Genomic DNA, 26,497 nt, shown 5'->3' on the forward strand with positions numbered 1-26,497 from the left:
GCCCCGGTGGCGCGGAGAACGGGGCGAGGGCGGCGTCTCCGCTGAGAGCGGCGGTGGGTGACCGGGAGGGGCGCGACGCGCAGCCTCCGCCGAAAGGACGACGGGCGGGCGCGGGCCCCCGCGACCGAGCGGACCCGGGCAGCGGAGGGAGCGCGGGCCGGCGGATGCGGACCGGGGAGGCCGCGCCGCCGGATGGACGGAGTCCGGCGGCGCGCCTCCACGCTGCCCGCCACGGCAGGGCGGGCAGAACGGCCCTGCCCGCGCAACGCTAGAGGACCGCACCGAGCGGCGTCCCTCTGCTGGCCGGAGGCGGCCAGCGGCGCCCGAGCCACGGGGCGGACAGGGGGCCCGCTGCCCGCTCCCGGGCAGGTGGGCGGCCCCGGCACCGCCCCCGGCCGCCGAACGCCCCGCGCGCCCCGGTTCACCGCGCAGGCCCCGCGCCGGGGCGCAACGCCGCGCGCATCCCACACCCGCGTGCGGGCAGCGCCTACCGTGCCAACGCAGACAACACGGGCCCGGCCCGCCGGCCGGACCCGGCGCAGCACACCTCCATCGGGGAGCAGCAGCATGAGCACATCGGCCGACATCGGCGTCACCGGCCTGGCCGTGATGGGCCGCAACCCCGCCCGCAACCTGGCGCGGAGCGGATACACCGTCGCGGCGCACAACCGCACTCCGGCCAAGATGCACGCCCTCGTCGAGGACTTCGGCGACGAGGGCGACTTCGTGCCCGCTGAGTCGCCGCAGGACCTCGTCGCCGCACTGGAGCGGCCGCGGCGGCTGGTGATCATGGTCAAGGCCGGCGAGGCCACCGACGCGGTGATCTCCGAGTTCGCCCCCCTGCTGGAGGAGGGCGACATTATCGTCGACGGAGGCAACGCCCACTTCGCCGACACCCGCCGCCGCGAACGGGAGCTGCGCGAGCGCGGCATCCACTTCGTAGGCGTGGGAATCTCGGGCGGGGAGGAGGGCGCGCTGCACGGCCCGAGCATCATGCCCGGCGGCTCGGCGGAGTCCTACGCGGCGCTGGGGCCGATGCTGGAGAGCATCGCCGCCAAGGCCGCCGACGGTGCGCCCTGCACCACCCACGTGGGCACCGACGGGGCGGGCCACTTCGTGAAGATGGTGCACAACGGCATCGAGTACGCCGACATGCAACTCATCGGCGAGGCCTACCACCTGCTGCGCGACGTGGCCGGCTACGCCCCCGCTCAGATCGCCGAGGTCTTCCGCACCTGGAACAGCGGCCGGCTGGACTCCTACCTCATGGAGGTCTCGGCGGAGGTGCTGGCCCACACCGATCCCGAGACCGGCGCGCCCTTCGTCGACGTGGTCGCCGACCGGGCAGAGCAGAAGGGCACCGGCCGCTGGACGGTGCAGACGGCCCTTGAACTGGGGGTTCCGGTCTCGGGCATCGCCGAGGCGGTGTTCGCGCGCTCCCTCTCCGGCCACGCCGGCCTGCGCAAGGCGGCCGCGGGCCTGCCCGGTCCGCGGGCCGAGGCCATGGAGAGCGAGGCGGCGGGGCGCTTCGCCGATCAGATCGAGCAGGCGCTCTACGCCTCCAAGCTGGTCTCCTATGCCCAGGGCTGGAACATGATCGCGGCGGGCGCCCAGGAGTACGGCTGGGACATCGACCCGGGCGCGGTCGCCGCGATCTGGCGGGCCGGATGCATCATCCGCGCTGCGTTCCTCGACCGGATCCGCGCGGCCTACGCGGCCGACCCCGCGCTGCCGACTCTGCTGGCCGACACGGGGTTCTCCGCCGAGATCGGCGACGCCCAGGGCGACTGGCGCGCCGTGGTGGCCACGGCCACCCGCCACGGCGTCCCGACGCCGGGCTTCTCGGCGGCGCTGGCCTACTACGACACGCTGCGCGCGGGGCGGCTGCCGGCCGCCCTCACCCAGATCCAGCGCGACTTCTTCGGCGCGCACACCTACCGCCGCATCGACCGCGAAGGCGTCTTCCACACCCGCTGGGGCGGCGACCGCGCCGAGGAGGGCGCCGAGTGAGCGGTGCGCCGGCGGTGCCCCCGGCGGCCGCGGTGGGGCGGCTGCCGGGGGCGGGGAGTCGGTCGGTGTCCGTCGGGCCGGCCGTCAGGGCTTGCGGCCCACCGCGCAGAAGGCGTCGACCTCGGGTGGCGGGGCGCCGTCGTCGGTGGGGCGGGGGCGCCAGCGCGAGGTGGAGACGACGCCGGGCTCCAGCACCTCCAGACCGGCGAAGAACCGGCCTATCTCCTCGGGACTGCGCAGGGTGATCCCGGGGGTGGCGCTCTCGTTCCACCGCCGGACCGCCTCTTGGGAGATCTCGCCGTGCACGACGCTGGTGTCGTGGGCGAGGACCAGGTAGCTGCCGGAGGGCAGCGCATCGACCAGGCGGCCCACGACCTCGTAGGGGCCGTCGGAGTCGGGGATGTGCTCGACGACGCCGAGCAGGGTGAGCGCGATCGGCCGGTCCAGCTCCAGCGTGCGGGCGGCGGCCTGCAGGACCGCCTCGGTGTCACGCAGGTCGGCGTGAATGTAGTCGGTGGCACCCTGGGGTGTGCCCGCCAGCAGGGAGCGGGCGTGGGCGTGGATCAGCGGATCGTTGTCGACGTAGACGATGCGCGCCTCGGGTACGGCCGCCTGCGCCACCTCGTGGGTGTTGTCGGCCGTGGGCAGGCCGCTGCCCACGTCGAGGAACTGGCGCACGCCCGCCTCGCGGGCGAGGTAGGTGACGGCGCGGCCGAGGAAGTCCCGGTCGGCACGGGCGAGCTCGACGACCGTGGGCAGGAACTCTCGGATGCGGTCGCCCAGCTCGCGATCGGCGGCGAAGTTGTCTCTGCCGCCCAGCCAGTAGTTCCACACCCGGCCGGTGTGGGGGACCGTCGTGTCGACGTCGGGGATGGGGCCGGCGGCGGAGGAGGCCGGGCCGGAGCGGGCGGAGGTGTCGTCGTCGCCTGGACGGTTCATCGCAAAACCCCTGGGGAGGTGGAGGGCTGCACGTGCGCGGGCGGCGGAGCGTTGGAGGGGCGCCGCCGCCGCGTTCCTTTCTAGCAGCAAGCACCGACCCGGGGCGGGACGGTCGCCAAGCCCTGGCCGGCGCGGGAGCGGGCGCGGTCGGGACGCCGCGCCCCGCCGTCACCGGAGTTCGGGGACGCGAGGCAGGTAGCGCCGCAGCAGACCGGCGTTGGCCTCGTCGCCGCCGGGCATGTTGGAGGAGCGCCACAGCGGCAGGTCGGTGCCGGCGGCCTCGGCCCGGGAGTGCAGTTCGGCCAGCAGCAGGTTCCACAGGAAGGCGTTGGCCAGGCTGGACATCGGCCCGGTCACGGGGGCTTCGGGCGGGTAGGCGACGTCGCCGGGGCGCACGCAGGTGTCGAGCACGTGGTCGGCCTCCTCGCTGAGGGTGCTGCCGGCGCGCGCCGGCGCGGCGGCGTTGCACTCGCGCGAGGTGACGGCGACGACGGGGATCCTGCGGTCGGCGGCCTCACGCGCCATCTCCACCGGGAAGAAGTTGACGCCCGAGGTGGAGAAGACGAAGAGCACGTCGCCGGGTTCGGGTTCGGCCCGCGCAAGCACCTCGGCCGCCAGCCCCGGCCGCCGCTCGGCCGCCGTGCTGGAGGACGCGCCGTTGACCGGCAGCAGCTCGGGGGTGTGGAGCGGCTTGACGGTGGCCGGCCCGCCGGCGCGGTAGAACGCCTCGGCCACGGCGTTGAAGGAGTGGCCCGCCCCGGCGGCGAGGATGACGCCGGAGCCCTCGACCACCCGCTCCATCAGCACGTCGGCGACCTCCGCCAGCGCCGCTTCGTTGCGCTGCTGGACCAGCGCGAGCCGTTCGCACATCACCGCTCCGAAATCCGCTGCCTGGGTCATCGTGTCCCTTCGGTGGGGTCGTCCCGGCGGTCCCGCGGGGAAGCGGGAGCAGCCGGTATGGTCCGGTCTATACCGGCCCTTAGCGTCGCGCCTGATCGATCACCCCGTCAACCGGAGCCGCGCCCCTGCCGCGCGGACCCGGTGCGCCCGAGGAGGCACGCCGATGTCACACAAGCGCCCGCTGTCTCGTCCTCTCGGTGTGGACGGCGAAACAGATCCCGCGGCCGCGTTCGGGGCGCTGCGGCCGCGCCTGCTGTCAGTGGCCTACGCACTGCTGGGCAGCGTGGAGGAGGCCGAGGACGTGGTGCAGGAGGCGTGGCTGCGGCTGGAGCGCACGCAGCGCTGCGCCGAGCACGCCGAGATCCGCGACCCGGCCGGCTGGCTTGTCACAACCGTTTCCCGGCTGGCCCTGGACACGCTGCGGTCGGCGCGGCTGCGCCGGGAGGAGTACATCGGCGAGTGGCTGCCCGAACCGCTGGTCGGCCCGTGGAGCGCGGCCGCTGCACCGGCGGCGGGCGGGGAGTGGGCCGACCCCGCCGACCGCGTGACCCTCGACGAGTCGATGAGCGTGGCCATGCTGGTCGTGCTGGAGTCGCTCTCCCCCGCCGAACGCACGGCCTTCGTGCTGCACGACGTGTTCGGCCTGTCGTTCGCCGAGATCGGGCGGGCGGTGGGTCGGACGCCGGCGGCCTGCCGGCAGTCGGCCGCACGCGCCCGCAGGCACGTGTCCGCGCGGGCGCCCCGGTTCGACGTCGACGCCGCCGAGCACCGCCGGATCGTCGACGCGTTCCTGGCGGCGGTGCGCGGCGGCGACCTCGACGGGCTGGTCCGCCTGCTCGACCCCGACGTCGTGCTGCGCTCCGACGGCGGAGGAGTCGTGCGCAGCGCCCGGCGGCCGATCCGCGGCCGGCGGAAGGTGGCGCGCTTCCTGCTGGGGGTCCGGGACCGGTTCGGCGCAGGACGGGACCTGCGCCCGGCCGCGGTCAACGGGAGGCCCGGCTTCGTCGGCGTGCGCCGGGAACGCATCGAGCAGGTCGCCGGGGTCGCGGTCTCCGGCGGCCGCATCAGCGCGATCGACGCCGTACTGAACCCTGAGAAGCTGAAAAGAGCGGGGCGGAACACGACCGGGGGAGGCGGGGCGGCCCCCGGCCACGGCCGCGCACCCAGCGGGCACGAGGAGCGCGGCGCCGCCCGGACCGACGAGCACAGGAGCGAGGCTTGAGCAGGTGTACGGAGAGGGAATACGGCGCCTCCCAGCACCCCGCGCACCCGCGGAAAAGCCCAAGCGGGGGTGCGGGGCGCGGCGCCGTCTTGGACTGACGAGCGAGGAAGCGAGGCCCCGAGCGGGCCGGAGGGGTGCGGCGCCGTCTGGACTGACGAGCGAGGGAGCGAGGAGGGAAGACGGCGCCTCAAAGCACCCCGCAGGCACGCGGAACAACACGGATCTCAGAGAACACGAGCAACCCGGATGCCAAGGAGTGATCGGTGACCCAGCGCATGAACGTCCTCGAACAGGCCCCGGACGCCTATACGGCCATGGCGGGGCTGGAGCGGTTCCTGGCCCAGAGCCCGCTGCCGCACTCGACCCTGGAGCTGGTCAAGCTGCGGGCCAGCCAGATCAACGGCTGCGCCTTCTGCGTGGACATGCACGGCAAGGACGCGCAGAAGGCCGGGGAGAGCGCCGAGCGCCTGCTCGCGGTGGCGGTGTGGCGGGAGTCGCCGCTGTTCACCGAGGCCGAGCGGGCGGCCCTGGCGCTGACCGAGGAGGCGACCCGCCTGGCCGACCACGGCACAGGCGTCTCCGATGCGGTGTGGCAGGAGGCCGCCCGCCACTACGACGAGCCGACGCTCGCCGCGCTGGTGGTGGCGATCTCGACCATCAACGCCTGGAACCGCATCGCGGTGGCCACTCGGATGGTGCCGGGCTCGCACACCCCTTCCTGAGAGCCACGGCGGAGCCGCCGCGCCCCTTCGGGAGCGCGGGACCGCGGCGGCTCCCTCCGGTGCAGGCGGCGCGCCCCTCAGCCGAAAGCGGCGACGTAGGAGCGCTGCCAGGGGGTCTCCACGGCACGCGGCGAGTAGTGCTCGCGGACGTAGGCCACCGCCTCGCGCGAAGGGACCCCGTCCAGCACCGCCAGGCAGGCCAGGGCGGTGCCGGTGCGCCCCCGGCCGCCGCGGCAGGCGATCTCCACGCGCTCGGCGCGGGCACGCGACCAGGCGTCGTGCAGAGCGGCGCGGGCGGCGGCCCGGTCGGCGGGCAGCCGGAAGTCCGGCCAGCGCAGCCACACGTGCTCCCAGGGCACCGGGCGGGGGCGGCGGGCGAGCAGGTACAGGCCGAAGTGCGGTGTCGGCCCCGGCGGAAGGGGGCGCATCAGGGCCCGGCCGCGGACGAGCCTTCCCGAAGGCAGCCGCAGCAGCCCCGGCGTCGCGGGCGGCCAGGGGTCCGGTGCGGAGTCGACGGCGTCCTCCCGGTTCGGGCGGGTCGGCGACGCGGCCGCGAGCACGCGGGCCGGGCCGGCGGGCGGCCAGGTTATCGGGCCGGCCGCAAAGTCCGCCGCCCCGACGCACGCCGTGGCGGACCCTGCCGACGCGTGCCTCCCTCCTCCGCCTCACGAGCACTCGCACCGGCGACCGGATCCGGCCACCGGCCCGCCCGACGGCCGAGCCCAACCGTGCGGCGGGCCGCGCCGGATTCCCGTCGACGCAGGCGGAGCCGGTGGCGTCCTGTCGTGCCCGCCGTGTGCGGACGCTGCACCGCCGCCTCGGCCGCGACGCGGGGAGGATCCGCCGCGGAACACGGGCGCCGGTCCGGGCGTTTGCCCGGCAAGGGCGGAGCCGGTCCGGAGCTGTCTCCGGCGGTCTCCGCCATCCGGCGATCGGAACGGACTCGGCCATGCCCCAATCCCACTCTCGGAACTCCGGTTCCGACGACCCCGCGGCCGTCCTCGACGCGATGCGCGCCCACTGGGACGGGCAGGCCGCGACCTACGACCAGGGGATGGACCGCATCGAGCGGGCTTTCATCGGCGACGGGCGCTCGTGGGTGTGCGGCCAGGCCCGCGGCCGGACGCTGGAGGTGGCCGTGGGCACCGGGCGCAACCTGGAGCTCTACGGCGATGACGTGGAGCTGACCGGGGTCGACCTGAGCCCGCGCATGCTGCAGATCGCGCGGCGCCGCGCGGCGGGCATGGAGCACGTGGCCGCTCTGCGCGAGGCCGACGCCGAGCACCTCCCCTTCCCCGATGGCCACTTCGACACCGTCGTGGCCACCCTGTCGCTGTGCTCGGTGCCCGACGTGGGCGCCGCCGTCGCCGAGATGCGCCGGGTGCTGCGCCCGGGCGGCCGCCTCCTGCTGCTCGACCACGTGCGCCCGACGGTCGCCCCGCTGCGCTGGGCGCTGCGCGGCCTGGAATGGATCACCGCCCGCACACAGCCCGGCAGCGGCGAGCGCTTCCTGCGCCGCCCCCTGGAGCAGGTGCGCGAGCACGGGTTCACGATCGAGACGAGCGAACGCTCCAAGGCGGGCGCGATCGAGCGGGTGAGCGCCCTCAAACCGGCATGAGCGCGCCTGCCCCGCCGTCGCCCGCGCTTTTCGGGCGGTGGATTCCGTAGGGTTCCGGTGGGTTCCGCGCCAGGCGGAACCTGCGCCGATAGCGGAAGGGGTGGCGGACGTGGCCGGGCAGGCGCCGGGGGTGTTCTTCGCGGAGTGGCGGGAGCGCCGGCCGGGGCAGCGCCGCGACCTCGGGCGGGCGGCGGAGCTGCTGGCCGGTCTGGGACTCCCCGCACTCGACGCGCCGGTCCTCGGCGTGGTCGGTTCCAAGGGCAAGGGCACCTGTGCGGCCTACGCCTCGGCGACGCTGGCTGCGGCCGGGGCAGGCGTCGTGACGGTGACCAGCCCGGGCGTCACCGGCCCGCGCGACCGCATCCGGTTCAACGGCGCCGCGATCGGCGACGGCGGCCTCGCCCGCCTGGCCGCCGAGCTGGGTACGGCGGTGCGGCGCCTGCCCCCGCCCCGGAACGGCTACCTCTCCCCCAGCGGGCTGTTCCTCGCGGCGGGTGCGCTCCACGCGCGCGAGCGCGGCGCCGACGTGCTCGTGCTGGAGGCGGGCATGGGCGGTGCGAGCGACGAGCTGAGCCTGTTCGACCCCGTCGCGATCGCGCTCACGACCGTCTTCGGCGAGCACCTGGGCGTGCTCGGCGACACGGTCGAGCAGCTCGCCGCGGAGAAGGCCGGCGTCGCGGGACCGGGTGCCCGCGCCTTCGTGCACGGAACGCTGGACGCCGGAGCCGAGGCCGCCGCCCGCGCCGCGCTCGCCGCCCGGACCGCCGGGCGGGTGCCGCCCGAGCGCCTGCGGCCGGGGGCGTCCGGGCTTCCCGCCCGCCTGCTGCCCGAGGGCCTGGGGCGGCCGGCGGCCGAACTCGGGTACACGGCCGCGCGGCGGCTGCTGGCGGCCACCGCACGCGCCGAGCCCCCGCCGGCCCGCCTGCACGAGGTGCTGTCCACCGTCCGGCTGCCCGGACGGCTCTCCCACCACCGCGTGCCCGGCTCGGACACCGAGCTCATCGTCGACTCCGCCGTGGATCGCGCGGGCGTGGCGGCGGCGCTGGACCACGCGCGGCGGCATTGGGGTGAGGCGGGCGGGGCCGATCATGTGCTGGTGTGCCTGCCCGACCACAAGGACGTGGCGGGCGCCGTGGCCGAGCTCGCCGGGCTGGGGGTCACGGCGGCGACTCTGCCCGACGCCCATCTGGAGTTCTCGGCCGCCTTGCCCCGGCACTGGGGGCGGGTGCGCGCGCAGGAGGTGACTCCGCGGCTGCTGGCCGGCCTGGGCCGGCGGGTACTGGTGCTGGGCACCGTGTATTTCACCGGCCGCGTACTGGAGGCGGTCGCCGCCGACACCGAGTCGCTGTTCACCGCCTGAGCCCGCGGTCGGCCGCGCACCCCCGAAAGAAAGAGGCCCCTCCCAGTTGAGCATCGTGGAGAGGCTTGGGAGGGGGTCGATTGCCGCCAGTTTAGCCGATGCGCCCTGCCGCTCAGCGCCGCCAGCGCAGGTCCAGCTCCTCCTCGGTGGCGGGCGGGCCGGGCAGTTTCTCGGAGGCGCTCTCCGACTCGACCGCCCGGGCGGTGTCGAGGCCGGCGATCTGGAGTGCCAGGTACCGGCGGCGCAGCAGGCGGGTCCGCTCCGGGTCGGGGAAGCGGACGGCGGCGCAGCCCTCCAGGACGAGGACGATGTCGGCCGAGCTGAAGTCCGCGCGCAGGCGCCCCGATTCGTGTGCGCGCCGGGTCAGGAGAGCGGCCAGCTCAAAGGCGCGCGCGGCGTCGGCGCGCATCTCGGCGGTGGGGGCGAACGAGCCGGCGAGGTGCACCGTCAGGGAGTGCACGTCGGCGTCGACGATCCGCCGCAGGAAGGAGGTGAAGGCCCGCCAGCCGTCCTCCTCGGCCAGCGCCGTCTCGGCCTCGGCGATGTAGCGGCGCAGGCCGTCGTGGCAGACCCGGCGCAGCAGGTCGTCCTTTCCCCCGTAGCGGCGGTAGAGGGCGCTGATCCCCACGCCCGCGCGCGAGGCCACGGCGGCCACGGGGGCCTTGGGGTCGTGCAGGAACACCGTGCGGGCGGCGTCGAGGATCGCGGAGTCGTTGCGTTGCGCCTGAGCGCGGCGCCCGGAGAGGCCGGCGGCCCGCGTCGGATGCGGCATGCGGCCAGATTAGCATCGGAACGGACTGTTCCGTTCTTGTCCCTCCTCCGGACCGACCACCGCGCCGCCTCTCGGAACACGCGAGGCCGGGCGGCGGTGCCGCGATCGGCACCTCCGCCCGGCCCGGTGTCCGGTGCGGGCCCCTGAGAACCGCACCGGCCTCTCGGCCGCGGTCCGCCCCCGGCGGACCGCATTCGGCTCAGGCGCGCGCGACCGCGCGCGCCGAACGGCGCTCGCCCAGCAGCGAGCCGATGAGCAGCGCGAGGGCGACCGCTGCGCCGCCGGTCATGATCACCGCCATGGCCGGCCCGTCGTTGCCGAGCACGCCCACCAGCGGAGCGATCAGCGCGCCCAGGCCGAACTGGCCGGCGCCCAGCAGCGCCGCCGCGGTGCCGGCGGCCTCACCGTGCCGCGAGAGCGCGAGCGCCGGGGCGTTGGGCATCACGAACCCGACCGCGCCGAGCATGGCCCACAGCGGGATCATGAAGCCCACGATCCCGCCGGCGCCGGTGAAGGCGACGGCCATCAGCGCCGCGCCGAACACCACGGCCGCGATCAGCGCGAACAGCACGATCCGCTGCGCGCTCATCCGGTTCAGCGCCACCACGTTGAGCTGGGAGGCGCCGATGACCGCGACCGCTCCGGCGCCGAAGACGAGCCCGAACTGCTGCTGGTCGAGCCCGTACTGCTCCTGCAGCACAAAGGAGGCGCCCGAGACGTAGGAGAACAGGGCCGACATCGCCAGGGCGGCCACCAGCACCATCACCAGGAAGCCGCGGTCGGTCAGCAGCGATCCGTAGGTCCGCAGGACCGGAACCACCTCGCCGGTGCGCCGGCGCTCCGGCGGCAGCGTCTCGCGCAGCGCCAGCACGGCCACCAGCAGCAGGACGCCGCCGAGCACGGCCAGGGCGCCGAACACCCAGCGCCAGGATCCGGCGACCAGGACCGCGCTGCCCAGGCTCGGGGCGAGGACGGGCGCGGCACCCATGACCAGCATCAGCCGGGACAGGGTCGTGGCCGCGGCGCGCCCGCTGAACAGGTCGCGGACCACGGCCAGGGCCACGACCATCGTCGCCGCCGCGCCCACGCCTTGGACGATCCGCAGCGCGCCCAGCACCGCGATGTCGGGCGCGACCAGGCACAGCAGCGATGCGGCGATGTGCAGGGCGGTTCCGGCGATCAAGGGGGTCCGCCGGCCCACGGCGTCGGCGAGGGGGCCGATGAGCAGTTGCCCCAGGCCCAGGCCCAGGAGGGTGCCGGTGAGGGTCAGCTGCACCGCTGAGGAGGACGCCTGGAGATCCCGGCCGATCTCGGGCAGTGCGGGCAGGTACATGTCGATGGTCAGTGGCGCGAGCGCGACGAGCGCGCCGAGCACCAGGATGATGCGGACCCGGTGCAGGCCCGTGGGCTCTCGCGGCGCGGGCGGCTGCGCCGGGGTCGAGTCGTCGGTTCCGGTGGAAGTGCTTGGTAAAGCCACTGTCGCGTTCCGGCCTTCCCGTATGTCGAGCAGCGTGCACGAAGCGAAGAAGCGAGCGGTGCCGAGAGGTCGTTCGGCGGTGCGTGTGCTTCAGCGCGCCCGCCCGGGATTGTGTTCCCCTCCGGCCGCGGATCGCCGTGTGATGCACGCGACAGCACGGGCGGCGCCCGCCCGGTGGCCCAGCGGAACCGGAGCCGGCGCGCGGGCCGGCGCCCCCCTGGGCGCTCCGCACGGCCCCGCCCCCGGGCATGGACCCGCAGATCAGGGGTAGCGCGCCCCCTATCCGCAACCGGAAAGGAGAGCGGCGTGGCACAACCGACGTTCATCGAGGTGCAGAAGGCGCTGGCCGGCGCGGACTACCCGTCCTCGCGCGACGAGCTGGTCGAGCACGCCAAGACCAGGAAGGCCGACGAGGGCGTCGTCGACGCGCTGCAGCGCCTCCCCCGCCAGCAGTACGGGGGACCCGACGAGGTCAGCCGCGACATCGCCGAAGTGACCGGAGAGTCCAACGACTGACGGAGCGTGTGAGGGCCGGCCCCGGGGCAGCGCCACCGGACCGGCCCCGCCGCGGCGAGCGCCCCCGCGCCGGCCGGGAGGTGGCCGCCCGGGCAGCCGACGACATCCAAAGGGAGCCGAGCATGAGCGAGCAGCCACCAGCACAGCAGCAGCCCTACCCTGGCGAGACGGGGCCGATGGAGCCCCGGCCCCGCGACGAGATGGCCGACTACACCGGCCGCGACCTGCTCGCCGATAAGAAGGCGCTGGTCAGCGGCGGCGACTCCGGAATCGGGCGGGCGGTGAGCGCGGCCTTCGCCAAGGAGGGCGCCGATGTGGCCATCGGCTACCTCAGCGAGGACGCCGACGCCGAGCACACCGCCGATCTGGTGCACCGCGCGGGCCGCCGCAGCCTCCTGATCCGCGGCGACGTGGCCGACGAGCAGCACTGCATCGACATGGTCGAGCGGACGGTCCGGGAGTTCGGCCGCATCGACGTCCTGGTGGCCCACGCGGCCACCCAGGAGCCCGTCTCCGACTTCGCCGAACTCAGCACCGAGCAGCTGCGCCGCACCTACGAGGTGAACGTCTTCGGCGTGTTCTGGACCCTGCGCGCGGCAGCGCCCCACCTGGCGCCGGACGCGTCCGTCATCGTCACCGGCTCGGTCAACGCGCTGCGGGGCAACAAGTCGCTCATCGACTACGCCACCAGCAAGGCCGCGGTGCACAACCTCGTCTACTCGCTGGCGCAGCACTACATGGACGAGGGCATCCGCGTGAACTGCGTGGCTCCCGGGCCGGTGTGGACGCCGCTGATCCCCTCCACGCTGGGCGAGCAGAAAGTCGAGGGCTTCGGCGGCCAGGCGCCCATCGGCCGCGCCGCCGATCCCGACGAGATCGCGCCCTCCTACGTCTTCTTCGCCAGCAACCGGCTGTCGTCCTACTACACCGGCGAGGTGCTGGCCCCGACGGGCGGCGAGATCCAGGCCGGCTGAGCACACGCCCGATTCAACCGCCGGAGCCGGGGCAGTCGCCTCCGGTGGACCCGACGGCTCTCCGCGCCCGAGACGCGGAGCCCCACAAAGGAGTGACGATGGCAGATCAACAGCAGGGCAACGACCTCATCGAGGTCATCATCTCCGACCACCGCACCGTCGAAGGCGTCTTCAGCCAACTGGAGCAGGGCGCCGGCGATCCCGCGGAGCGCAAAGGGATGGTCGACCACGTGATCACCGAACTGGTGCGCCACTCGGTGGCCGAGGAGCAGTACATGTACCCGGCGGCGCGCAAGGCGCTGCCCGACGGCGACCGGATCGCCGACCACGAGATCGAGGAGCACGCCGAGGCCGAGCGGGTGATGAAGCAGCTCTCCGGACTCGACGCCCAGGATCCGCGGTTCGAGGAGCTGCTCAGCACGCTGATGTCGGACATCCGCCACCACGTGGAGGACGAGGAGAACGACCTGCTCCCGCGGCTCCGCGAGGCGTGCAGCCGGCAGGAGCTGGAGGAGCTGGGGCAGAAGGTGCTGCAGGCGAAGAAGTCGGCCCCCACGCGTCCGCACCCCAGCGCGCCCGACACCCCGCCGGCCAACCGCATCCTGGACCCCGGCGCGGGGCTGGTGGACCGCATGCGCGACGCGCTCTCCGGCCGAAGCGGCTGAGCGCGCACACCGCCCCTGAGCGGTGGAGGGCGCATCCGGCAGTGGCACGGGGCGGCGGCCGTTTCCCGCACGGCCGTCGCCCCGTGTACTCGTGTGGTGGAGCAGGCCCGCCCGTGGTGGGTTCCAGCGCTGCGGCCAACCGTGCGCAAGGCGGCTCGGAACACGTGGCGCGAAGCGCCTCCGTCAGGGGTGGCGGCGGGCGACGGGTGGGGTCGCGCCTCACAGCCCCGGTGCCGCGGTCAAACCCCCTGAGTGCCCAAGCAACCCCCTGATCGGCTGTAGGCGGAAAGCGCCTCCATCCCAGTGCCCCGGCCTTCGGTGTTCCCGCACCGAGTGGTCACCGGAGGGTTCCCGCAGTGGGACGGCGGCCCCTCCTCATCCCTTCCGCTCTTGCCTCTCCCGGGCACCGCTGTCTTCGACCCGGCCGTGTCCCCGCCGGCCCGGGATCTGGTTGAAGCGCCGCGATGCGGCGTCGTTGAGCCGCGTCAGCGCATTCAGCAGCGCGCCGGTGCGCTGCCGGGCCTCGCCGCCGGTGCGCACCTCATCGGTCCGCCCCCGCGGCAGCAGCCGCCCCTGGATCCGCAGGGCGGTCTGCACGAGCCCGGGGCTGATGCCGTCGGCGATGACGGCCGCCCGTGCCGCGGGGGTCAGCACCAGGTGCCTGCGGCCCCGCAGCGCGCCGGAGACGATGGTGCGCGCCGCGCGCTCGGCGTCCATCGACAGCACCGGCAGGCTCGCCGCCAGCGCGAACCAGCCGTACTCCGCGCGCGGCGACCCGGTGAACTCGGCGCCGACGTGGGAGCCGGTGCGCATCAGGCCGGGCACGACGGTGGTGAAGCGCACGCCGCTGCCGGCGTTCTCGGCGTCCAGCCCGCGCGAGAGCGCGACCTCGGCGAACTTGGCGCAGGAGTAGGGCAGCAGGTGCGGCACGCTGATCCTGCCGCCGATCGAGGTGATGGTGACGACGTGCCCGCCGCGCTCCTGCAGGCCGGGCAGCAGGGCGCGGGTGAGCCGGAGCGGACCCCAGAACATGGTGTCCATGGCCTGGGCGAAGTCGTCGTCGGCCATCTCGGCGGCCGGCCCGACGCGGATGACTCCGGCGTTGTTGACGAGGATGTCGACCCCGCTGTACTCGCCGTGGACCCGGGCCGCCAGGGCCGCGGTGTCGGATTCCCGGCTCAGGTCGCAGGCCAGGCCGAAGGCCTCGGCGCCTTCGCCGCGCAGGTCGGTCACCGCGGCGTCGAGTTCGGCGGTGTCCCGCGCGACGACCAGGATGCGGGCGCCGCGCCGCCCGAGTTCGCGGGCGATGAGCAGGCCCAGGCCGCGCGTGCCTCCGGTGACCAGCGCGGTGCGCCCGGTGACGTCCTCGGGGCCGCGCGCCAGGCTGCGGGCGGCCACCACCCCAGCGGCGGCCGCGGCGCCGACCGCGGCCGCGTTGCTCCTCCAGTGCATTCCTGCCTCCCGTTCGAAGCCGGCCCGCTCAGGCAGCGTGGGGGCGCAGCACCATCTTGATCGCGCCGTCGCGCTTGTGCTGGAACTTGTCGTAGGCGTCGGGCGCCTGGTCCAGCGGCACGACGTGGGTGGTGAGGTCGTCGACGCCCAGCGGATCGGAGTCGGCGTCGGTCAGCAGCGGCAGGATGTCGTCGGTCCACCGGCGCACGTGGGCCTGGCCCATCCGGATCTGCACGCCCTTGTCGAAGAGGTCCATCATCGGCATCGGGTCGGCCTGGCCGCCGTAGACGCCGCTGATGGAGACGGTTCCGGCGCGCCGCACCAGGTCGAAGGCCAGGTGCAGGGCGGCCAGCCGGTCCACCCCGGCCCGCTCCATCAGCTTCTGGGCCACGCCGTCGGGCAGCAGCTGGGCCATGGCCTGGGCGGCCTTGCCCAGCGGCGCGCCGTGGGCCTCCATGCCCACCGCGTCGATCACCGAGTCCGGTCCGCGGCCCTCGGTGCGGTCGCGCACCAGCCCGGCCGGGTCGTTCTCGCGGCCGGTGTCCACGGCGGTGACGCCGTGGCGCTCGGCCATCGCCAGCCGCTCGGGCACCGAGTCCAGGCCGAAGACCTGGGAGGCGCCCCGGTGGCGGGCGATCCGCGCGGACATCTGGCCGATGGGGCCCAGCCCCACGACCGCCACCGAACCCCCGGGCGGGATGTCGGCGAAGTCCACGGCCTGCCAGGCGGTGGGCAGCACGTCCGACAGGAAGAGGAAGCGCTCGTCGGGCGGGCCCTCGGGCACGCGGATCGGACCGAAGTGCGCCTGGGGCACGCGCAGGTACTCCGCCTGGCCGCCGGGCACGTGCCCGTACAGCTTGGTGTAGCCGAACAGCGCGGCACCCTTGCCGTACTCGCGGACCTGGGTGGTCTCGCACTGGGCGTAGCAGTCGTTGCGGCACATGTGGCAGTTCCCGCAGGAGATGTTGAAGGGCATCACCACCCGGTCGCCGGGCGAGATGCGGGTGACCTCCGAGCCGACTTCCCGGACCACCCCCATGGCCTCGTGGCCCAGGACGTCGCCCTGCTCCATGAACGCGCCCAGGGGCGAGTACAGGTGCAGGTCCGAGCCGCAGATCGCGGTGGAGGTCACCTCGACGACCGCGTCGGTGGGCCGCTCGATCCCCGGGTCGGGGACGTCCCGCACCTGCACGTCCTCCACGCCCTGCCATGTCACCGCTCGCATGGGACGGGTTTCCCTTCGCCGTTTCCCGCAGTTGCCGTCGCGGTTCCACTGGCCCGAGAGCACCCCCTGAAACGCGGGCGGCGCAAACGCGGGCGAGGCGCGGTGGGCGGGTCAGGGCAGCGGCGGGGACCAGTCGGGGTGGCGGCCGCTGAGCCCCAGCACGCGGTCGAGCAGCGGCGCCTCGGCCGGCACCGCCACGACCGGGCCGAAAAGTCCGGCCCGCGCGTTGGGGTCGTCGGCGGGGACCGAGGAGACGAAGGAGTAGCCGACCTCCACGCTGGCCGGGTCGCCGATGTAGGCCTGGCCGGTGGCCCGCGCGAGATCCCAGCCGTGCAGCAGCAGCTCGTTGAGCGCAACGGTGCCCGCGGCCTCGCCGGGGAGCTCGAACCCGCCCGCGGCGGTCATGCCCTCCCAGGCCGCGGGATCGCGCCAGGCGGCCACCAGGGCGTCGAGCCGGCGGTCCAGCTCGCCGCGCCAGTCCTCGGGCAGGTTCTGCGCCGAGGGCTCCGGCGGGGTCTCGGCGGTCGAGGAGGACTTCTCGGCGGCGCGGCGGAACGCCTCGCACAGGGAGAGGACGTGGTCGAGCAGGTCGCCCACGGACATCTCCGCGCAGGGGGTGGGCGCGCCGAGGTCGTCCTCCCGCACGCCCTGGGCCGCCTCCCTCATCCGGTTCGCCACGGGTTCCAGGTCGGGAATGGTGCTCATCGCGTCTCCTCCGCGGCACGGACGCCGCCGTCACTTCCGCCGGCCGGTGCCGGCCGTGCTTGCCTGCCGCACTGCGGCGGCGATGCCGCGCGGTACGGCACCACGCATCGTAAAGCGGATCGGCGATCCGCCGGTGCCGACACCCGGGCGGCCGCGGGGACGTGTCGGGCATGCCGCCGCTGCCCGACCGGGCGGAACAAACCCCTCGCCCCGCGCTGTTGGTCGAGACGTCGACGAGGCGACCGACCGCCTCGGCCCGGTGCCGCGCACCGGGTGCCGCCGCAGCGATGAAAGGCCCACGCCCGTGTCCGTCCCGATCTCCGTGCTCGACCTGGCGCACATCTCGGAGGGCATGACCGCCCGCGACAGCCTCGACGCCAGCCTGTCCATGGCCAAGAGCGCCGACGAGCTGGGATTCCGGCGGATCTGGTACGCCGAACACCACAACATGGCCACGATCGCCTCGTCGGCCACGAGCGTGCTCATCGCCCACATCGCCGCCCACACCGAGCGCGTCCGGCTGGGCGCGGGCGGCGTCATGCTGCCCAACCACGCCCCGCTGACGATCGCCGAGCAGTTCGGCACGCTGGCCACGCTGCACCCCGGCCGGATCGACCTGGGACTGGGCCGCGCCCCCGGCAGCGACCAGAACACGATGCGCGCGCTGCGCCGCGACCCCTCCTCAGCCGACACCTTCCCGCAGGACGTCCTGGAGCTCCAGGGATACCTGATCGGCGAGTCCCGCATCCCCGGCGTCGACGCCATCCCCGGCAAGGGCACCGACGTGCCGCTCTACATCCTGGGCTCGTCGCTGTTCGGCGCCCGGCTCGCGGCGCAGCTGGGGCTGCCCTACTCCTTCGCCTCCCATTTCGCGCCCGCGGCGCTGGAGGAGGCGGTCGCGCTCTACCGGCGCGAGTTCACCCCCTCCGAGCGCCACAGCGAGCCCTACGTCATCGCCGGGGTCAACGTCGCCGCGGCCGACACCTCCGAGCAGGCGGCCGAGGAGTCGCGGCGGGCCAAGCGGCGCATGGCCCAGCAGCTGCTGGCGCGCGGACGCCCGATCTCCGCGGAGGAGGCCGACGCCGCACTGGACTCCCCCGCCGGGCGGCAGGTGCTGCAGATGGCCAGGTACTCGGCGGTGGGCGACCCGGGCGAGGTCAGGGAGTACCTGGAGTGGTTCGCCGGCCACGCCCGCGCCGACGAGCTGATCATCGCCCCGCAGGCCGGGACCGTCGAGGGCCGGCTGCGCACCCTGGAGCTCGTCGCCAAGGCGATGGACCTGTCCTGAAAGGGCCGCTGCCGCACGCTGCCGGCGGGTGCGGGCGGTGCGCCCGCACCCGCGCCGCTGTTGGCACGATGGAGCCATGACGACCAACACGCCCCGCCTGGAGATCGAGTACTGCACGCAGTGCCGCTGGCTGCTGCGCGGCGCCTGGACGGCCCAGGAGCTGCTGACGACCTTCCAGGAGGAGCTGGGCGAGGTCGCGCTGATCCCGGGCACCGGCGGGATCTTCGAGATACGGCTGGACGGCGAGCTGCTGTACTCGCGGGCCCGCAGCAATGGCTTCCCCGAACTGGCCGCGCTCAAGCGGCTGGTGCGCGACCGCATCGCGCCGCACCGCAGCCTGGGCCACTCCGAGCGGCGCACCTGGGAGCCCTGAGGAGCGCCGCAGCGGCGGCGCACACGCCCGCGCGACCCGGCCGCCGCACCCCGGCGTCCGTGCGGCGGCGCGTGCCCGGCGTGCCGGGAATCGTCCTGTGTGTTTCAATCGCGGCAGCGCACGTCCGAGTTCGAGATCCGCTCCCTACCCCTGAAACGCTCGACCCGGAGTCCTCGCGCGGCCCCGCGGCCGGGCCGTGCCCGAGGAGGTAACGGCCCGACCCGAGGGGCACCATGATCCGAAACACGGCCCGCAGGCTTTTCGCAGCGCTGATACTCCTGTCGATCGCCTGGGTTCTGGGAGCGACGGCCCTGGGCGCCGGGGGCCTGCTGAGCTACTTCGCCCTGGAGCTGCTGCCGCTGGGCTGCACGCGCGCCTTCGCCAGCTACCCGCCCGAGTACGACTGCGGGAGCGCGGGCCTCCTCGGCGTCTTCGCGGCGTGGGGACTGGCCGCCTCGGTGTTGACCGTCTCCGGCTACTGCGTGATCGCCTGGCAGGTGGCGATCCGCCGGCCCCGCGCTCCCCGCCCCCGCGACGAGTCGGGGGCCGAGGACTGAATCGAGCCCGCGGGGAAAGCCCGCGCGACCGCGGAAAACCCCCACAAAGGGGTGGCGATCCGCGCGCCGGGCGGTGCAGGCTGGGAGCGCGCACCCCCTGACCCGCACCCTGCCTCCCCGCGGGCGGCGGGCGCGCTCCCCTCCCCCTGCACCGAACCGAACGGGGCAGCCCGCGATGAAGCACTCCAGCGCAGAATCCGCCCGCATCGCCGAACAGGGCACCATCCTGCGGTGCCAGGTGGGTTCGGGCGTGCACGGCATCACCGTCGACGACCAGGACGACCGCGACGAGATGGGCATCTGCGTGGAGCCGCCCGAGTACGTCATCGGCCTGGGCTCCTTCGAGCAGTACATCTTCCGCACCCGGCCCGAAGGCGTGCGCTCCGGGCCGGGAGACCTGGATCTGACCGTGTACTCGCTGCGCAAGTGGATGCGGCTGGCGCTGGACGGCAACCCCACGGTGCTGCTGCCCCTGTTCGTCCCCGAGCACGAGATCGTCGCGGCCACACCTCTGGGCCGCGAGCTGCGCGAGTCCGCCGGACGGATCCTGTCGCGCCGGGTGGGCCACCGCTTCCTGGGCTACCTGTGCGCACAGCGCGACAGCCTGCTGGGCCGGCGCGGCGGCCGCCACACCAACCGGCCCGAACTGGTGGAGGTCCACGGCTTCGACACCAAGTTCGCCTACCACATGGTCCGGCTGGGGGTGCAGGGCGTGGAGCTGCTGGAGACGGGGCGGTTGACGCTGCCCATGCCCGAGCCGCGCGCGACGTGGCTGCGCGAACTGCGCCGCGGCGAGCACTCGCTGGAGGAGGCGCTGGAGGCCGCGGCCGGACTGGAGGACCGGCTGACGGCGCTGCTGGCGACGGCCGACCTGCCCGAGGCCCCCGACCACGCCTGGGCCGACGCCTGGCTGGTCGAGGCCTACCAGCGCCACTGGCGCTCCCGCGCGCCCCTGGCGGTCGCCGAATGATCCCCTCTGCGCCCCGACCGGCCGACCCGGCTCCGACCGCACGACCCGGTCCCGTCTAGAGTCGGCGCATGGCGGGAAGTAGAACACGTTTCAGGCGGTGGTCGCTGGTCGTCCTCTCCGCGGTGGCGGCGCTGGCGCTGGCCGCCGCGGGCACGGGCTGGTGGGCGGTGCAGCGCGCCTTCCCCGACACCGAAGGGGAGATCGCGCTGCCCGCGCTGGAGGGCGGTGCCACCGTCTACCGCGACGCCTACGGCATCCCCCAGATCTACGCCGACACCCCCGAGGACCTGTTCCGCGCGCAGGGGTTCGTCCACGCCCAGGACCGCTTCTGGCAGATGCACTTCAACCGCATGACCACCGCCGGGCGGCTGGCCGAGCTGTTCGGCGAGGAGCAGATGGAGACCGACGTCTACCTGCGCACCATGGGCTGGCGGCGCGTCGCCGAGCAGGAGTACGAGCTGCTGCAGCCCGCCACCCGGGCCTACCTCGACGCCTACTCCGAGGGCGTCAACGCCTACCTCGACCGGCGCGACGGCGGCGAGCTGGGGGTGGAGTTCGCCGTGCTCGCGGCGATGAGCCCCGACCACCGGGTGCAGGAGTGGACCCCCGTCGACAGCCTGGCCTGGCTCAAAGCCATGGCCTGGGACCTGCGCGGCAACATGCAGCACGAGTCCGAGCGCGCCGCCCTGCTCGCCTCCGGCATCGACCGCGAGCGCATCGAGGAGCTGTACCCGCCCTATCCCGAGCAGGAGCACCGGCCCATCGTCGAGGGCGGGCAGATCCGCGGCGGCGAGTTCCACGCGGACGAGAGCGGCGGCGCCGGGGAATCCGCCGGCGGCGGCGACGCGGCCCTGCCCCCGCGGCCCGCGGCCGAGGTGCTGGCCGAGGTCGGCGCGGACCTGGAGCGGCTGCCGCCGATGCTGGGCCCCGAGTCCCCCGGTCTGGGCTCCAACTCCTGGGTCGTCTCCGGTGAGCACACCCGCTCGGGGCTGCCTCTGCTGGCCAACGACCCCCATCTGGGCGCGCAGATGCCCTCCGTCTGGTACCAGACCGGCCTGCACTGCGCCGAGGTCACCCCGGAGTGCCCCTTCGACGTCACCGGTTTCTCCTTCGCCGGACTGCCCGGCGTCGTCATCGGGCACAACGCCGACATCGCCTGGGGGTTCACCAACCTCGGCCCCGACGTGGCCGACCTGTACCTGGAGCGGATCGAGGACGGCGCCGCGATCGTCGACGGCGAGCGCGAGCCGCTGCGCACCCGCAAGGAGACCGTGAAGGTGGCCGGCGGCGAGGACGTGTCCTTCACCGTCCGCTCCACCCGGCACGGCCCGCTGCTGTCGGACGCCCGCGCCGCCCTGGAGCTGCGCGAGATCGGCGCCCGCCCGCCGGTCGGCGCCGACGGCGAGCCCGCCGAGCAGGCCGCCGACGCGCCGGGCGGCGGCTACGGCGTCGCGCTGAGCTGGACCGCGCTGGAGCCGGGCACCACCGCGGACGCGATCTTCGACATGAACGCCGCTGAGGACTTCGCGTCGTTCCGCGACGCGGCCCGCTCCTTCGAGGTGCCGGCGCAGAACCTCGTCTACGCCGACACCGAGGGCAACATCGCCTACCAGGCGCCCGGCACCATCCCCGTGCGCGGCGCGGGCGACGGCCGCTGGCCCGCGCCGGGCTGGGACTCCGACTACGACTGGACGGGCTTCGTCGACTTCGACGAACTTCCCGTGGTGCGCAACCCGGAGTCGGGCTACATCGTGACCGCCAACCAGGCCGCGATCGGGTCGGACTACGCGCACCTGCTCACCCGCGACTGGGCCTACGGCTACCGCTCCGAGCGGATCAACACCCTGCTCGGGCGGGCCGTGGAGCAGGGGGACCTGACCACCGCCGACATGGCCCGGATCCAACTGGACAACCAGAACAGCGGAGCCCGCGCCGTGGTGCCGCACCTGCTTAAGGCCGAGGTGCCGGGAACCGCCGCCCGGGCGCAGGACCTGCTGGCCGACTGGGACCTCCAGCAGGACGCCGACTCCGCGGCGGCGGCCTTCTACAACGCCACCTGGAACCACCTGCTCGACCTGCTCTTCGACGAACTCGGCCCCGACCACGCCATTGACGGCGGCGCGCGCTCCTGGCTCGTCGTGGACCGGCTGCTGGACGAGCCCGGCTCCCCCTGGTGGGACGGCGCCGCGGCCGACGGGCGCGACGCCGTGCTCAGCGAGGCCATGCGGCGCGCCGCCGGCGAGCTGAGCGAGCGCCTGGGCGCCGATCCGGCCGACTGGCGCTGGGGCGAGCTGCACACCCTCACCGTCCCCCACCCGTCGCTGGGGTCCTCGGGGATCGGCCCGATGGAATGGCTGTTCAACGGCAGCCCGGTGGCGGCGTCCGGCGGTGACAGCACGGTCAACGCGACCGGCTGGGACCGCACCGAGGGCTATGCGGTGACGACGGTGCCCTCGATGCGGATGGCGATCGACATGGCCGAGTTGGACGCGGCCCGCTGGATCGACCTCACCGGGGCCTCCGGCCACGCCTTCCACCCCAACCACCAGGACCAGACGCCGCTGTGGGCGCGCGGCGAGACGGTGCCCATGCCCTTCACCCGCGACGCCGTGGAGCGGCGCGCCGAACACGTGCTGCGGCTGCGCCCGTCCTAGCCCGCTCAGCGGCGGCGGTCGTGTACCGGTGGTCACCCGTGATCGCGTGATCGCGTGATCGCGCGCAAGGACCACGGGTACAGGATCGTTGCGGAGGGTTCAGCGGGGTTCTAGTAGAAGCCGCCCGTCCCCGGGGGCGGCGCGGCGGGTGCGGCGGCCTGGGGGCCGGCGCCGGCGGCGCGGACGTTGATCACTCGGGTGCCCACCGCTTTGTCGTGCACGGCCTGGCCGTAGGGCTCGTCCCACAGCGGCCACAGCATGTCGACCAGGAAACCCACGCACCCGACCGTCGCCAGCGCGAGGGCGACGAGCTGCCTGCCCGCCGCAAGGCCCATCGGGGGCGCCTCGCCGGTCTTCATCAGGATCACCTTGAGGCCGAACACCCGCTTGCCCGGCGTCATGCCGCTGCGGCCGTGGGGGATCCAGAAGTAGGCGAACGCGGCGAAGGCGGCGATGAGCATGATCACCGGCATGGAGAAGATCACCGCGGTCTCCCCCGCGTCGCTGTTGTCGGGGTCCAGCAGCCAGATGAGCAGGAACATCGGGCCGTAGAGCAGGACGAGGAAGACGACCACCGAGATGAACCAGTCGATGAGGAAGGCGCCGGCGCGCGCTCCCCAGCTCGCCGTGGGCGGGAACACCGGCGCAGCGGGGTGGCCGTACGGGGAACCGGGGCCGAGCCCGGGCCCCGCGGGCGCACCGTAGGGGGCGGGCGGCGGAGGCGGCGCGAACCCGGGCGGGTGGCCCTGACCGGGAGGAGTGTGGCCGCCGGAGCCGTACTCGGGCGGGTACGGCTGGTTTCCGTAGGGGTTGCTCATGAGGGGGCTTCCTCGTCGGCGGTGGCACGGGACCGCGGCGCCCGCCCCCGCCGGCACGCCTGCCTTCGCGGCGCATCGGGCCGGGTCGGGCGCTACGCCGGAATTCTTCCACAGGTTCCCCGCTTTCGATCCGGCCGGACGGTGATGCCCGCCCGAACAGAGGCGGCCGCCCCGGAGGCCCGATCGGGGCTCCGAGGCGGCCGCAGGCGCGGGAGCCCTACTCCTCGGGGTGGCGGCGGATGTGCATCACCGCCGCCGCCAGGCCGCCCCACACGATCACGATGGAGACGACCAGCATCACGATGGCTCCGGTGGACATGATCACTGCCCCTTTCCGCTGTCGTCGACCGCGGCGACGGTGACGTTGCTGTCGTCGGCGTCGCCCGCGCGGCGCTTCCACGGGATGAGCGAGACGAGGACGGCGATCACGATGACGCCGATCGCCACGCCCCAGCCGGCCGAGTTAAGGAACCAGGTCGGGTAGTCCTCGTAGTTCTGCGCGAACTCGGCCTGCAGGCTGTCCCACATCATCCAGCCGAGCACGACCGGCGTGATCACGCCCAGCGCGATGGCCCACCACACCCGCAGCGGGACCGTGGAGGTCGACTCGGCGTGCTGGCGCAGCATCGGCAGCCGGCGCAGCGCCCAGGCGACCACGACGACGATGACGAGCCCGGCGAGGGCGATGCCGTACTGGTTGATGAAGTGGTCGGCCGCGTCCAGCAGGTAGAGGCCCTGGTCGGTCGGGAAGACCACGATCGACACGACGGCGATGAGGCCGCCGACGATCAGCACCGCCGGCATCCGGCCCAGCCCGGTGCGGTCCCGCACCGACGAGATCACCACCTCGACGATGCTGACCAGCGAGGTCAAACCGGCGATCACCAGCGAGACGAAGAACAGCAGGCCGAACAGCCCCGGTGCGAAGGGGATGTTGTTGATGATCTGCGGGAAGGCGACGAAGGCCAGGCCGAGGCCGTCGGTGGCGACCTCGCTGATCGGCACGCCCGCCGCGGCGGCCATGAAGCCCAGGGTCGCGAACACGCCGATGCCCGCCAGCAGCTCGAAGGAGCTGTTGGCGAAGCCCGCGACCAGCGCCGACCCGGTGAGGTCGGACTTGCGCCGCAGGTAGGAGGCGTAGGTGATCATGATGCCGAAGCCCACCGACAGCGAGAAGAAGATCTGCCCGTAGGCGGCCACCCACACGCTGCCGTCGGTGATCGCCGACCAGTCGGGCTCGAAGAACGCGTTCAGGCCCGCGAGCGCCCCGTCGAGGAACAGCGACTGGACCACCAGGATCAAAAACAGCACCGTCAGCAGCGGGATGAAGATGCGGTTGGCCCACTCGATGCCGCGCCGCACACCCAGCGCGAGCACCACCAGCACCACGGCCCACACCGCGATCAGCGGGACCGCGACGCCGGCGTTGTACCCGCCGATGGCGCCGGGGGCCTCGGCGACCTGGAGGAAGTCGCCGAACAGGAACGCCTCGGTGTCCTCGCCCCAGGCCTGGGTGATCGAGAAGCCGGCGTAGCGGATGGCCCAGGCGACGATGACGGCGTAGTACACCGAGATCACGAAGCAGATGCCCACCTGCCACCAGCCCAGCGCCTCGGCGGGCCGGGACAGCCGCCGGAACGCCGCCGGCGGGGACGCGCGGAACCGGTGGCCGATCGCGTACTCCAGGATGAGCATGGGAATGCCGGCGGTCAGCAGCGCGACGAGATAGGGGATCAGGAACGCGCCGCCGCCGTTGTCGTAGGCGACGTAGGGGAACCGCCAGATGTTTCCCAGGCCGATGGCCGAACCGATCGCCGCGAGCAGGAACCCGGTCCGGGTCCCCCACTGCTCGCGGTTCTGTTGTGACATCGCTAGTGCCTACCTTTCTGGCCGGGGTGACGACGAACCGGCCGCAGGGCCGCTTCTCTTATGGAGGGGGCGGGTACGGCCGGCGCTGCGCCACCCTATAGCTCGACCCGCCCACCAGCTTGAACCGGCTGTACCCGCGTACCGGGAACCTAGACATCCCGGCGTGTCGCGCGGGGGCGGCGGGCGGGCGCGGCCGGGAGGGCGAGCGGGCGGCGGCGGCCCCGGACACAGCGGAGCGGGGCCCGCCGGAGGAGAGGCGGGCCCCGCTTGCCTGGGCGTCCGGTCCTGGGGGCGGGATCGGACGCCCGTCCCTACTCGGTCGAGGGGGTCAGATGTTGCCGGGTCCGGCGCCGGCGGTGACGACGGCGGGCACGTCCTGGGCCGCGTCGGGGCTGTAGGCGTAGGGCACCTCGGCCACGCTGCCGGCGGTCTCGGGCCGCCCGGAGTCGTCGAAGACGTTGCCGCGGGCCACCAGCCGGCCCGGATCGGAGTCGGCGTAGCCCACGTGGGTGGGGTTCTCGACGTTCTCGAAGTAGTTGTCCTCCACCAGCACCCCGGCGTCCATGGTCGAGGCCACCCCGTAGCCGCTGTTGCCGCGGTAGTAGTTGTTGTAGACGTGGACGGTCTCGCCGAAGCGCACCCGCGGATGCCGGCTCTGGGAGCCGTCGAAGTAGTTGTGGTGGTAGGTCACCCGCAGGTGGCCGTCATCGGCGGTGTGGCCGTCGGAGTGGCCCAGCAGCATCGACTTGCCGTGGTCGAAGACGTGGTTCCAGGAGACGGTGACGAAGTCGGACTCGCGCTTGATGTCCACCGCGCCGTCGGAGCCGTTGGTGAAGCTGTTGTGGTCGATCCAGACGTTGGTGGAGCCGTCCTGGACGTTGATGGCGTCGTCGTCCCAGTTCGCGAAGGCCAGGTTGCGGATGACGACGTTGTGGGCCTCGTCGACGTCGAGGCCCCCGCCGGTGACGGTGGCGCCGGAGCCGGCGCCGATGATGGTCTTGTCCGAGGTCACGTCGTTCATGCCGGACAGTTCGATGCTGCCGTGGACCTCGATGACGGCCGCGCCCTCGGCGGCCGCGGCGCGGGTGAGTTCGGCGGCGGTGTCCACGCTCACGGTCGCACCGCCGGCCCCACCGGTCGTACCACCGTTTTGGCTCGCCCACCCCATCGGCGAATCGGCCGCCTGCGCGGCGGCGGAGACGGCGGCGGCCTCGGCGCCGGGTGCGGCCGAGGAGGGAAGGGCGGCGGCGATCAGTGCGGCTCCGGCGCCCAGAGCGGCGAACGCGCCGGCGCAGGCGAACACCCGGGTGCGGGAGGGGCGGCGGTGCTTGCTCGTGCTGTGCATGCTTCGGGTCTCCTAGCGGGGAGGGATTGGGCCCGGTCGTCCGGGCCGGCCTGACGGTTCCCGGTT

At 74.1% G+C, this 26,497-nt stretch carries 25 protein-coding genes; 13 read left to right on the top strand and 12 right to left on the bottom strand.

All coding sequences use genetic code 11. From position 1 onward, the window contains the following. Positions 1 to 567: 567 nt before the first annotated feature. A complete protein-coding gene (gene gndA, locus FZ103_RS08205; RefSeq protein ID WP_155999979.1) occupies positions 568 to 2,010 on the top strand; it encodes an NADP-dependent phosphogluconate dehydrogenase in 1,443 nt (480 codons plus the stop codon). A gap of 84 nt (positions 2,011 to 2,094) precedes the next feature. On the opposite strand, the gene FZ103_RS08210 is transcribed toward gndA, so the two are convergent. Further along, entirely contained in the window at positions 2,095 to 2,949 is an 855-nt protein-coding gene (locus FZ103_RS08210; RefSeq protein WP_155999980.1) for an SAM-dependent methyltransferase, read from the bottom strand. A gap of 168 nt (positions 2,950 to 3,117) precedes the next feature. Continuing rightward, positions 3,118 to 3,849 (bottom strand): sugar isomerase domain-containing protein, encoded by a 732-nt coding sequence (locus FZ103_RS08215; RefSeq protein ID WP_155999981.1) that lies wholly within the window; start codon positions 3,847 to 3,849, stop codon positions 3,118 to 3,120. Between the two features lie 163 nt (positions 3,850 to 4,012). Between FZ103_RS08215 and sigJ the strand changes: the two genes are divergently transcribed. Then, positions 4,013 to 5,071 carry an RNA polymerase sigma factor SigJ gene (sigJ, locus tag FZ103_RS08220; RefSeq protein WP_155999982.1) on the top strand — a complete coding sequence of 353 codons (1,059 nt, stop codon included), beginning with the start codon at positions 4,013 to 4,015 and terminating at the stop codon, positions 5,069 to 5,071. A 263-nt stretch (positions 5,072 to 5,334) separates the two neighbouring features. Then, the gene (locus FZ103_RS08225) at positions 5,335 to 5,793 is read left to right on the top strand and encodes a carboxymuconolactone decarboxylase family protein (protein ID WP_343233435.1); all 459 of its coding nucleotides are present in this window, start codon (positions 5,335 to 5,337) and stop codon (positions 5,791 to 5,793) included. 77 nt (positions 5,794 to 5,870) lie between these two features. Here FZ103_RS08225 and FZ103_RS08230 read toward each other — a convergent pair whose 3' ends face one another. Beyond that, positions 5,871 to 6,221 carry a protein-tyrosine phosphatase family protein gene (locus tag FZ103_RS08230; protein ID WP_394350087.1) on the bottom strand — a complete coding sequence of 117 codons (351 nt, stop codon included), beginning with the start codon at positions 6,219 to 6,221 and terminating at the stop codon, positions 5,871 to 5,873. 521 nt (positions 6,222 to 6,742) lie between these two features. Between FZ103_RS08230 and FZ103_RS08235 the strand changes: the two genes are divergently transcribed. After that, a complete protein-coding gene (locus tag FZ103_RS08235) occupies positions 6,743 to 7,411 on the top strand; it encodes a class I SAM-dependent methyltransferase (RefSeq protein ID WP_155999983.1) in 669 nt (222 codons plus the stop codon). Between the two features lie 109 nt (positions 7,412 to 7,520). Beyond that, complete coding sequence (locus FZ103_RS08240) at positions 7,521 to 8,771, top strand: hypothetical protein (RefSeq protein ID WP_186355994.1); 1,251 nt, start codon at positions 7,521 to 7,523, stop codon at positions 8,769 to 8,771. 112 nt (positions 8,772 to 8,883) lie between these two features. On the opposite strand, the gene FZ103_RS08245 is transcribed toward FZ103_RS08240, so the two are convergent. Next, positions 8,884 to 9,543 (bottom strand): TetR/AcrR family transcriptional regulator, encoded by a 660-nt coding sequence (locus FZ103_RS08245; protein ID WP_155999984.1) that lies wholly within the window; start codon positions 9,541 to 9,543, stop codon positions 8,884 to 8,886. A gap of 199 nt (positions 9,544 to 9,742) precedes the next feature. Continuing rightward, positions 9,743 to 11,020, bottom strand: coding sequence for a multidrug effflux MFS transporter (locus FZ103_RS08250; RefSeq protein ID WP_186355995.1), 1,278 nt, complete (start codon positions 11,018 to 11,020; stop codon positions 9,743 to 9,745). A 306-nt stretch (positions 11,021 to 11,326) separates the two neighbouring features. Here FZ103_RS08250 and FZ103_RS08255 point away from each other — a divergent pair, with 306 nt between their 5' ends. The 3 genes from FZ103_RS08255 to FZ103_RS08265 all read left to right on the top strand — a co-directional run bounded on the left by FZ103_RS08255 (position 11,327) and on the right by FZ103_RS08265 (position 13,175). Continuing rightward, positions 11,327 to 11,536 (top strand): DUF2795 domain-containing protein, encoded by a 210-nt coding sequence (locus tag FZ103_RS08255; protein WP_186355996.1) that lies wholly within the window; start codon positions 11,327 to 11,329, stop codon positions 11,534 to 11,536. 122 nt (positions 11,537 to 11,658) lie between these two features. Further along, a complete protein-coding gene (locus FZ103_RS08260; protein ID WP_155999985.1) occupies positions 11,659 to 12,510 on the top strand; it encodes an SDR family oxidoreductase in 852 nt (283 codons plus the stop codon). A gap of 98 nt (positions 12,511 to 12,608) precedes the next feature. Continuing rightward, positions 12,609 to 13,175: a hemerythrin domain-containing protein gene (locus FZ103_RS08265; protein ID WP_155999986.1), complete on the top strand. Its 567-nt coding sequence runs from the start codon at positions 12,609 to 12,611 to the stop codon at positions 13,173 to 13,175. A gap of 375 nt (positions 13,176 to 13,550) precedes the next feature. Here FZ103_RS08265 and FZ103_RS08270 read toward each other — a convergent pair whose 3' ends face one another. The 3 genes from FZ103_RS08270 to FZ103_RS08280 form a co-directional block, all read right to left on the bottom strand. Continuing rightward, the gene (locus FZ103_RS08270; protein ID WP_155999987.1) at positions 13,551 to 14,627 is read right to left on the bottom strand and encodes an SDR family oxidoreductase; all 1,077 of its coding nucleotides are present in this window, start codon (positions 14,625 to 14,627) and stop codon (positions 13,551 to 13,553) included. 28 nt (positions 14,628 to 14,655) lie between these two features. Next, on the bottom strand, positions 14,656 to 15,852 hold the full coding sequence (locus FZ103_RS08275) for a zinc-dependent alcohol dehydrogenase (protein ID WP_155999988.1): 1,197 nt from the start codon (positions 15,850 to 15,852) through the stop codon (positions 14,656 to 14,658). Between the two features lie 111 nt (positions 15,853 to 15,963). Further along, the gene (locus FZ103_RS08280) at positions 15,964 to 16,557 is read right to left on the bottom strand and encodes a TIGR03086 family metal-binding protein (RefSeq protein WP_155999989.1); all 594 of its coding nucleotides are present in this window, start codon (positions 16,555 to 16,557) and stop codon (positions 15,964 to 15,966) included. A 304-nt stretch (positions 16,558 to 16,861) separates the two neighbouring features. Between FZ103_RS08280 and FZ103_RS08285 the strand changes: the two genes are divergently transcribed. The 5 genes from FZ103_RS08285 (at position 16,862) to FZ103_RS08305 (ending at position 22,399) form a co-directional block, all read left to right on the top strand. Then, on the top strand, positions 16,862 to 17,845 hold the full coding sequence (locus FZ103_RS08285) for an LLM class flavin-dependent oxidoreductase (RefSeq protein WP_186355997.1): 984 nt from the start codon (positions 16,862 to 16,864) through the stop codon (positions 17,843 to 17,845). Positions 17,846 to 17,921: 76 nt separating this feature from the next. Further along, positions 17,922 to 18,218, top strand: a complete 297-nt coding sequence (locus tag FZ103_RS08290) for a SelT/SelW/SelH family protein (protein ID WP_155999991.1) — start codon at positions 17,922 to 17,924, stop codon at positions 18,216 to 18,218. Positions 18,219 to 18,451: 233 nt separating this feature from the next. Next, entirely contained in the window at positions 18,452 to 18,775 is a 324-nt protein-coding gene (locus FZ103_RS08295) for a hypothetical protein (protein ID WP_155999992.1), read from the top strand. Positions 18,776 to 18,950: 175 nt separating this feature from the next. Further along, positions 18,951 to 19,745: a DNA polymerase beta superfamily protein gene (locus FZ103_RS08300; RefSeq protein WP_155999993.1), complete on the top strand. Its 795-nt coding sequence runs from the start codon at positions 18,951 to 18,953 to the stop codon at positions 19,743 to 19,745. Positions 19,746 to 19,813: 68 nt separating this feature from the next. Further along, positions 19,814 to 22,399, top strand: a complete 2,586-nt coding sequence (locus tag FZ103_RS08305) for a penicillin acylase family protein (protein WP_155999994.1) — start codon at positions 19,814 to 19,816, stop codon at positions 22,397 to 22,399. A gap of 110 nt (positions 22,400 to 22,509) precedes the next feature. On the opposite strand, the gene FZ103_RS08310 is transcribed toward FZ103_RS08305, so the two are convergent. The 4 genes from FZ103_RS08310 to FZ103_RS08325 form a co-directional block, all read right to left on the bottom strand. Next, positions 22,510 to 23,217, bottom strand: a complete 708-nt coding sequence (locus FZ103_RS08310) for an RDD family protein (protein ID WP_155999995.1) — start codon at positions 23,215 to 23,217, stop codon at positions 22,510 to 22,512. A 217-nt stretch (positions 23,218 to 23,434) separates the two neighbouring features. Next, a complete protein-coding gene (locus FZ103_RS08315) occupies positions 23,435 to 23,536 on the bottom strand; it encodes a methionine/alanine import family NSS transporter small subunit (RefSeq protein ID WP_155999996.1) in 102 nt (33 codons plus the stop codon). Between the two features lie 2 nt (positions 23,537 to 23,538). Continuing rightward, the gene (locus FZ103_RS08320; RefSeq protein WP_155999997.1) at positions 23,539 to 25,086 is read right to left on the bottom strand and encodes a sodium-dependent transporter; all 1,548 of its coding nucleotides are present in this window, start codon (positions 25,084 to 25,086) and stop codon (positions 23,539 to 23,541) included. 328 nt (positions 25,087 to 25,414) lie between these two features. Next, positions 25,415 to 26,431, bottom strand: a complete 1,017-nt coding sequence (locus FZ103_RS08325) for a polysaccharide lyase family 1 protein (RefSeq protein WP_155999998.1) — start codon at positions 26,429 to 26,431, stop codon at positions 25,415 to 25,417. Positions 26,432 to 26,497 lie beyond the last annotated feature (66 nt).

This window comes from Streptomonospora sp. PA3, from assembly GCF_009728995.1.
In the GTDB taxonomy this organism is placed as follows: Bacteria; Actinomycetota; Actinomycetes; order Streptosporangiales; family Streptosporangiaceae; genus Streptomonospora.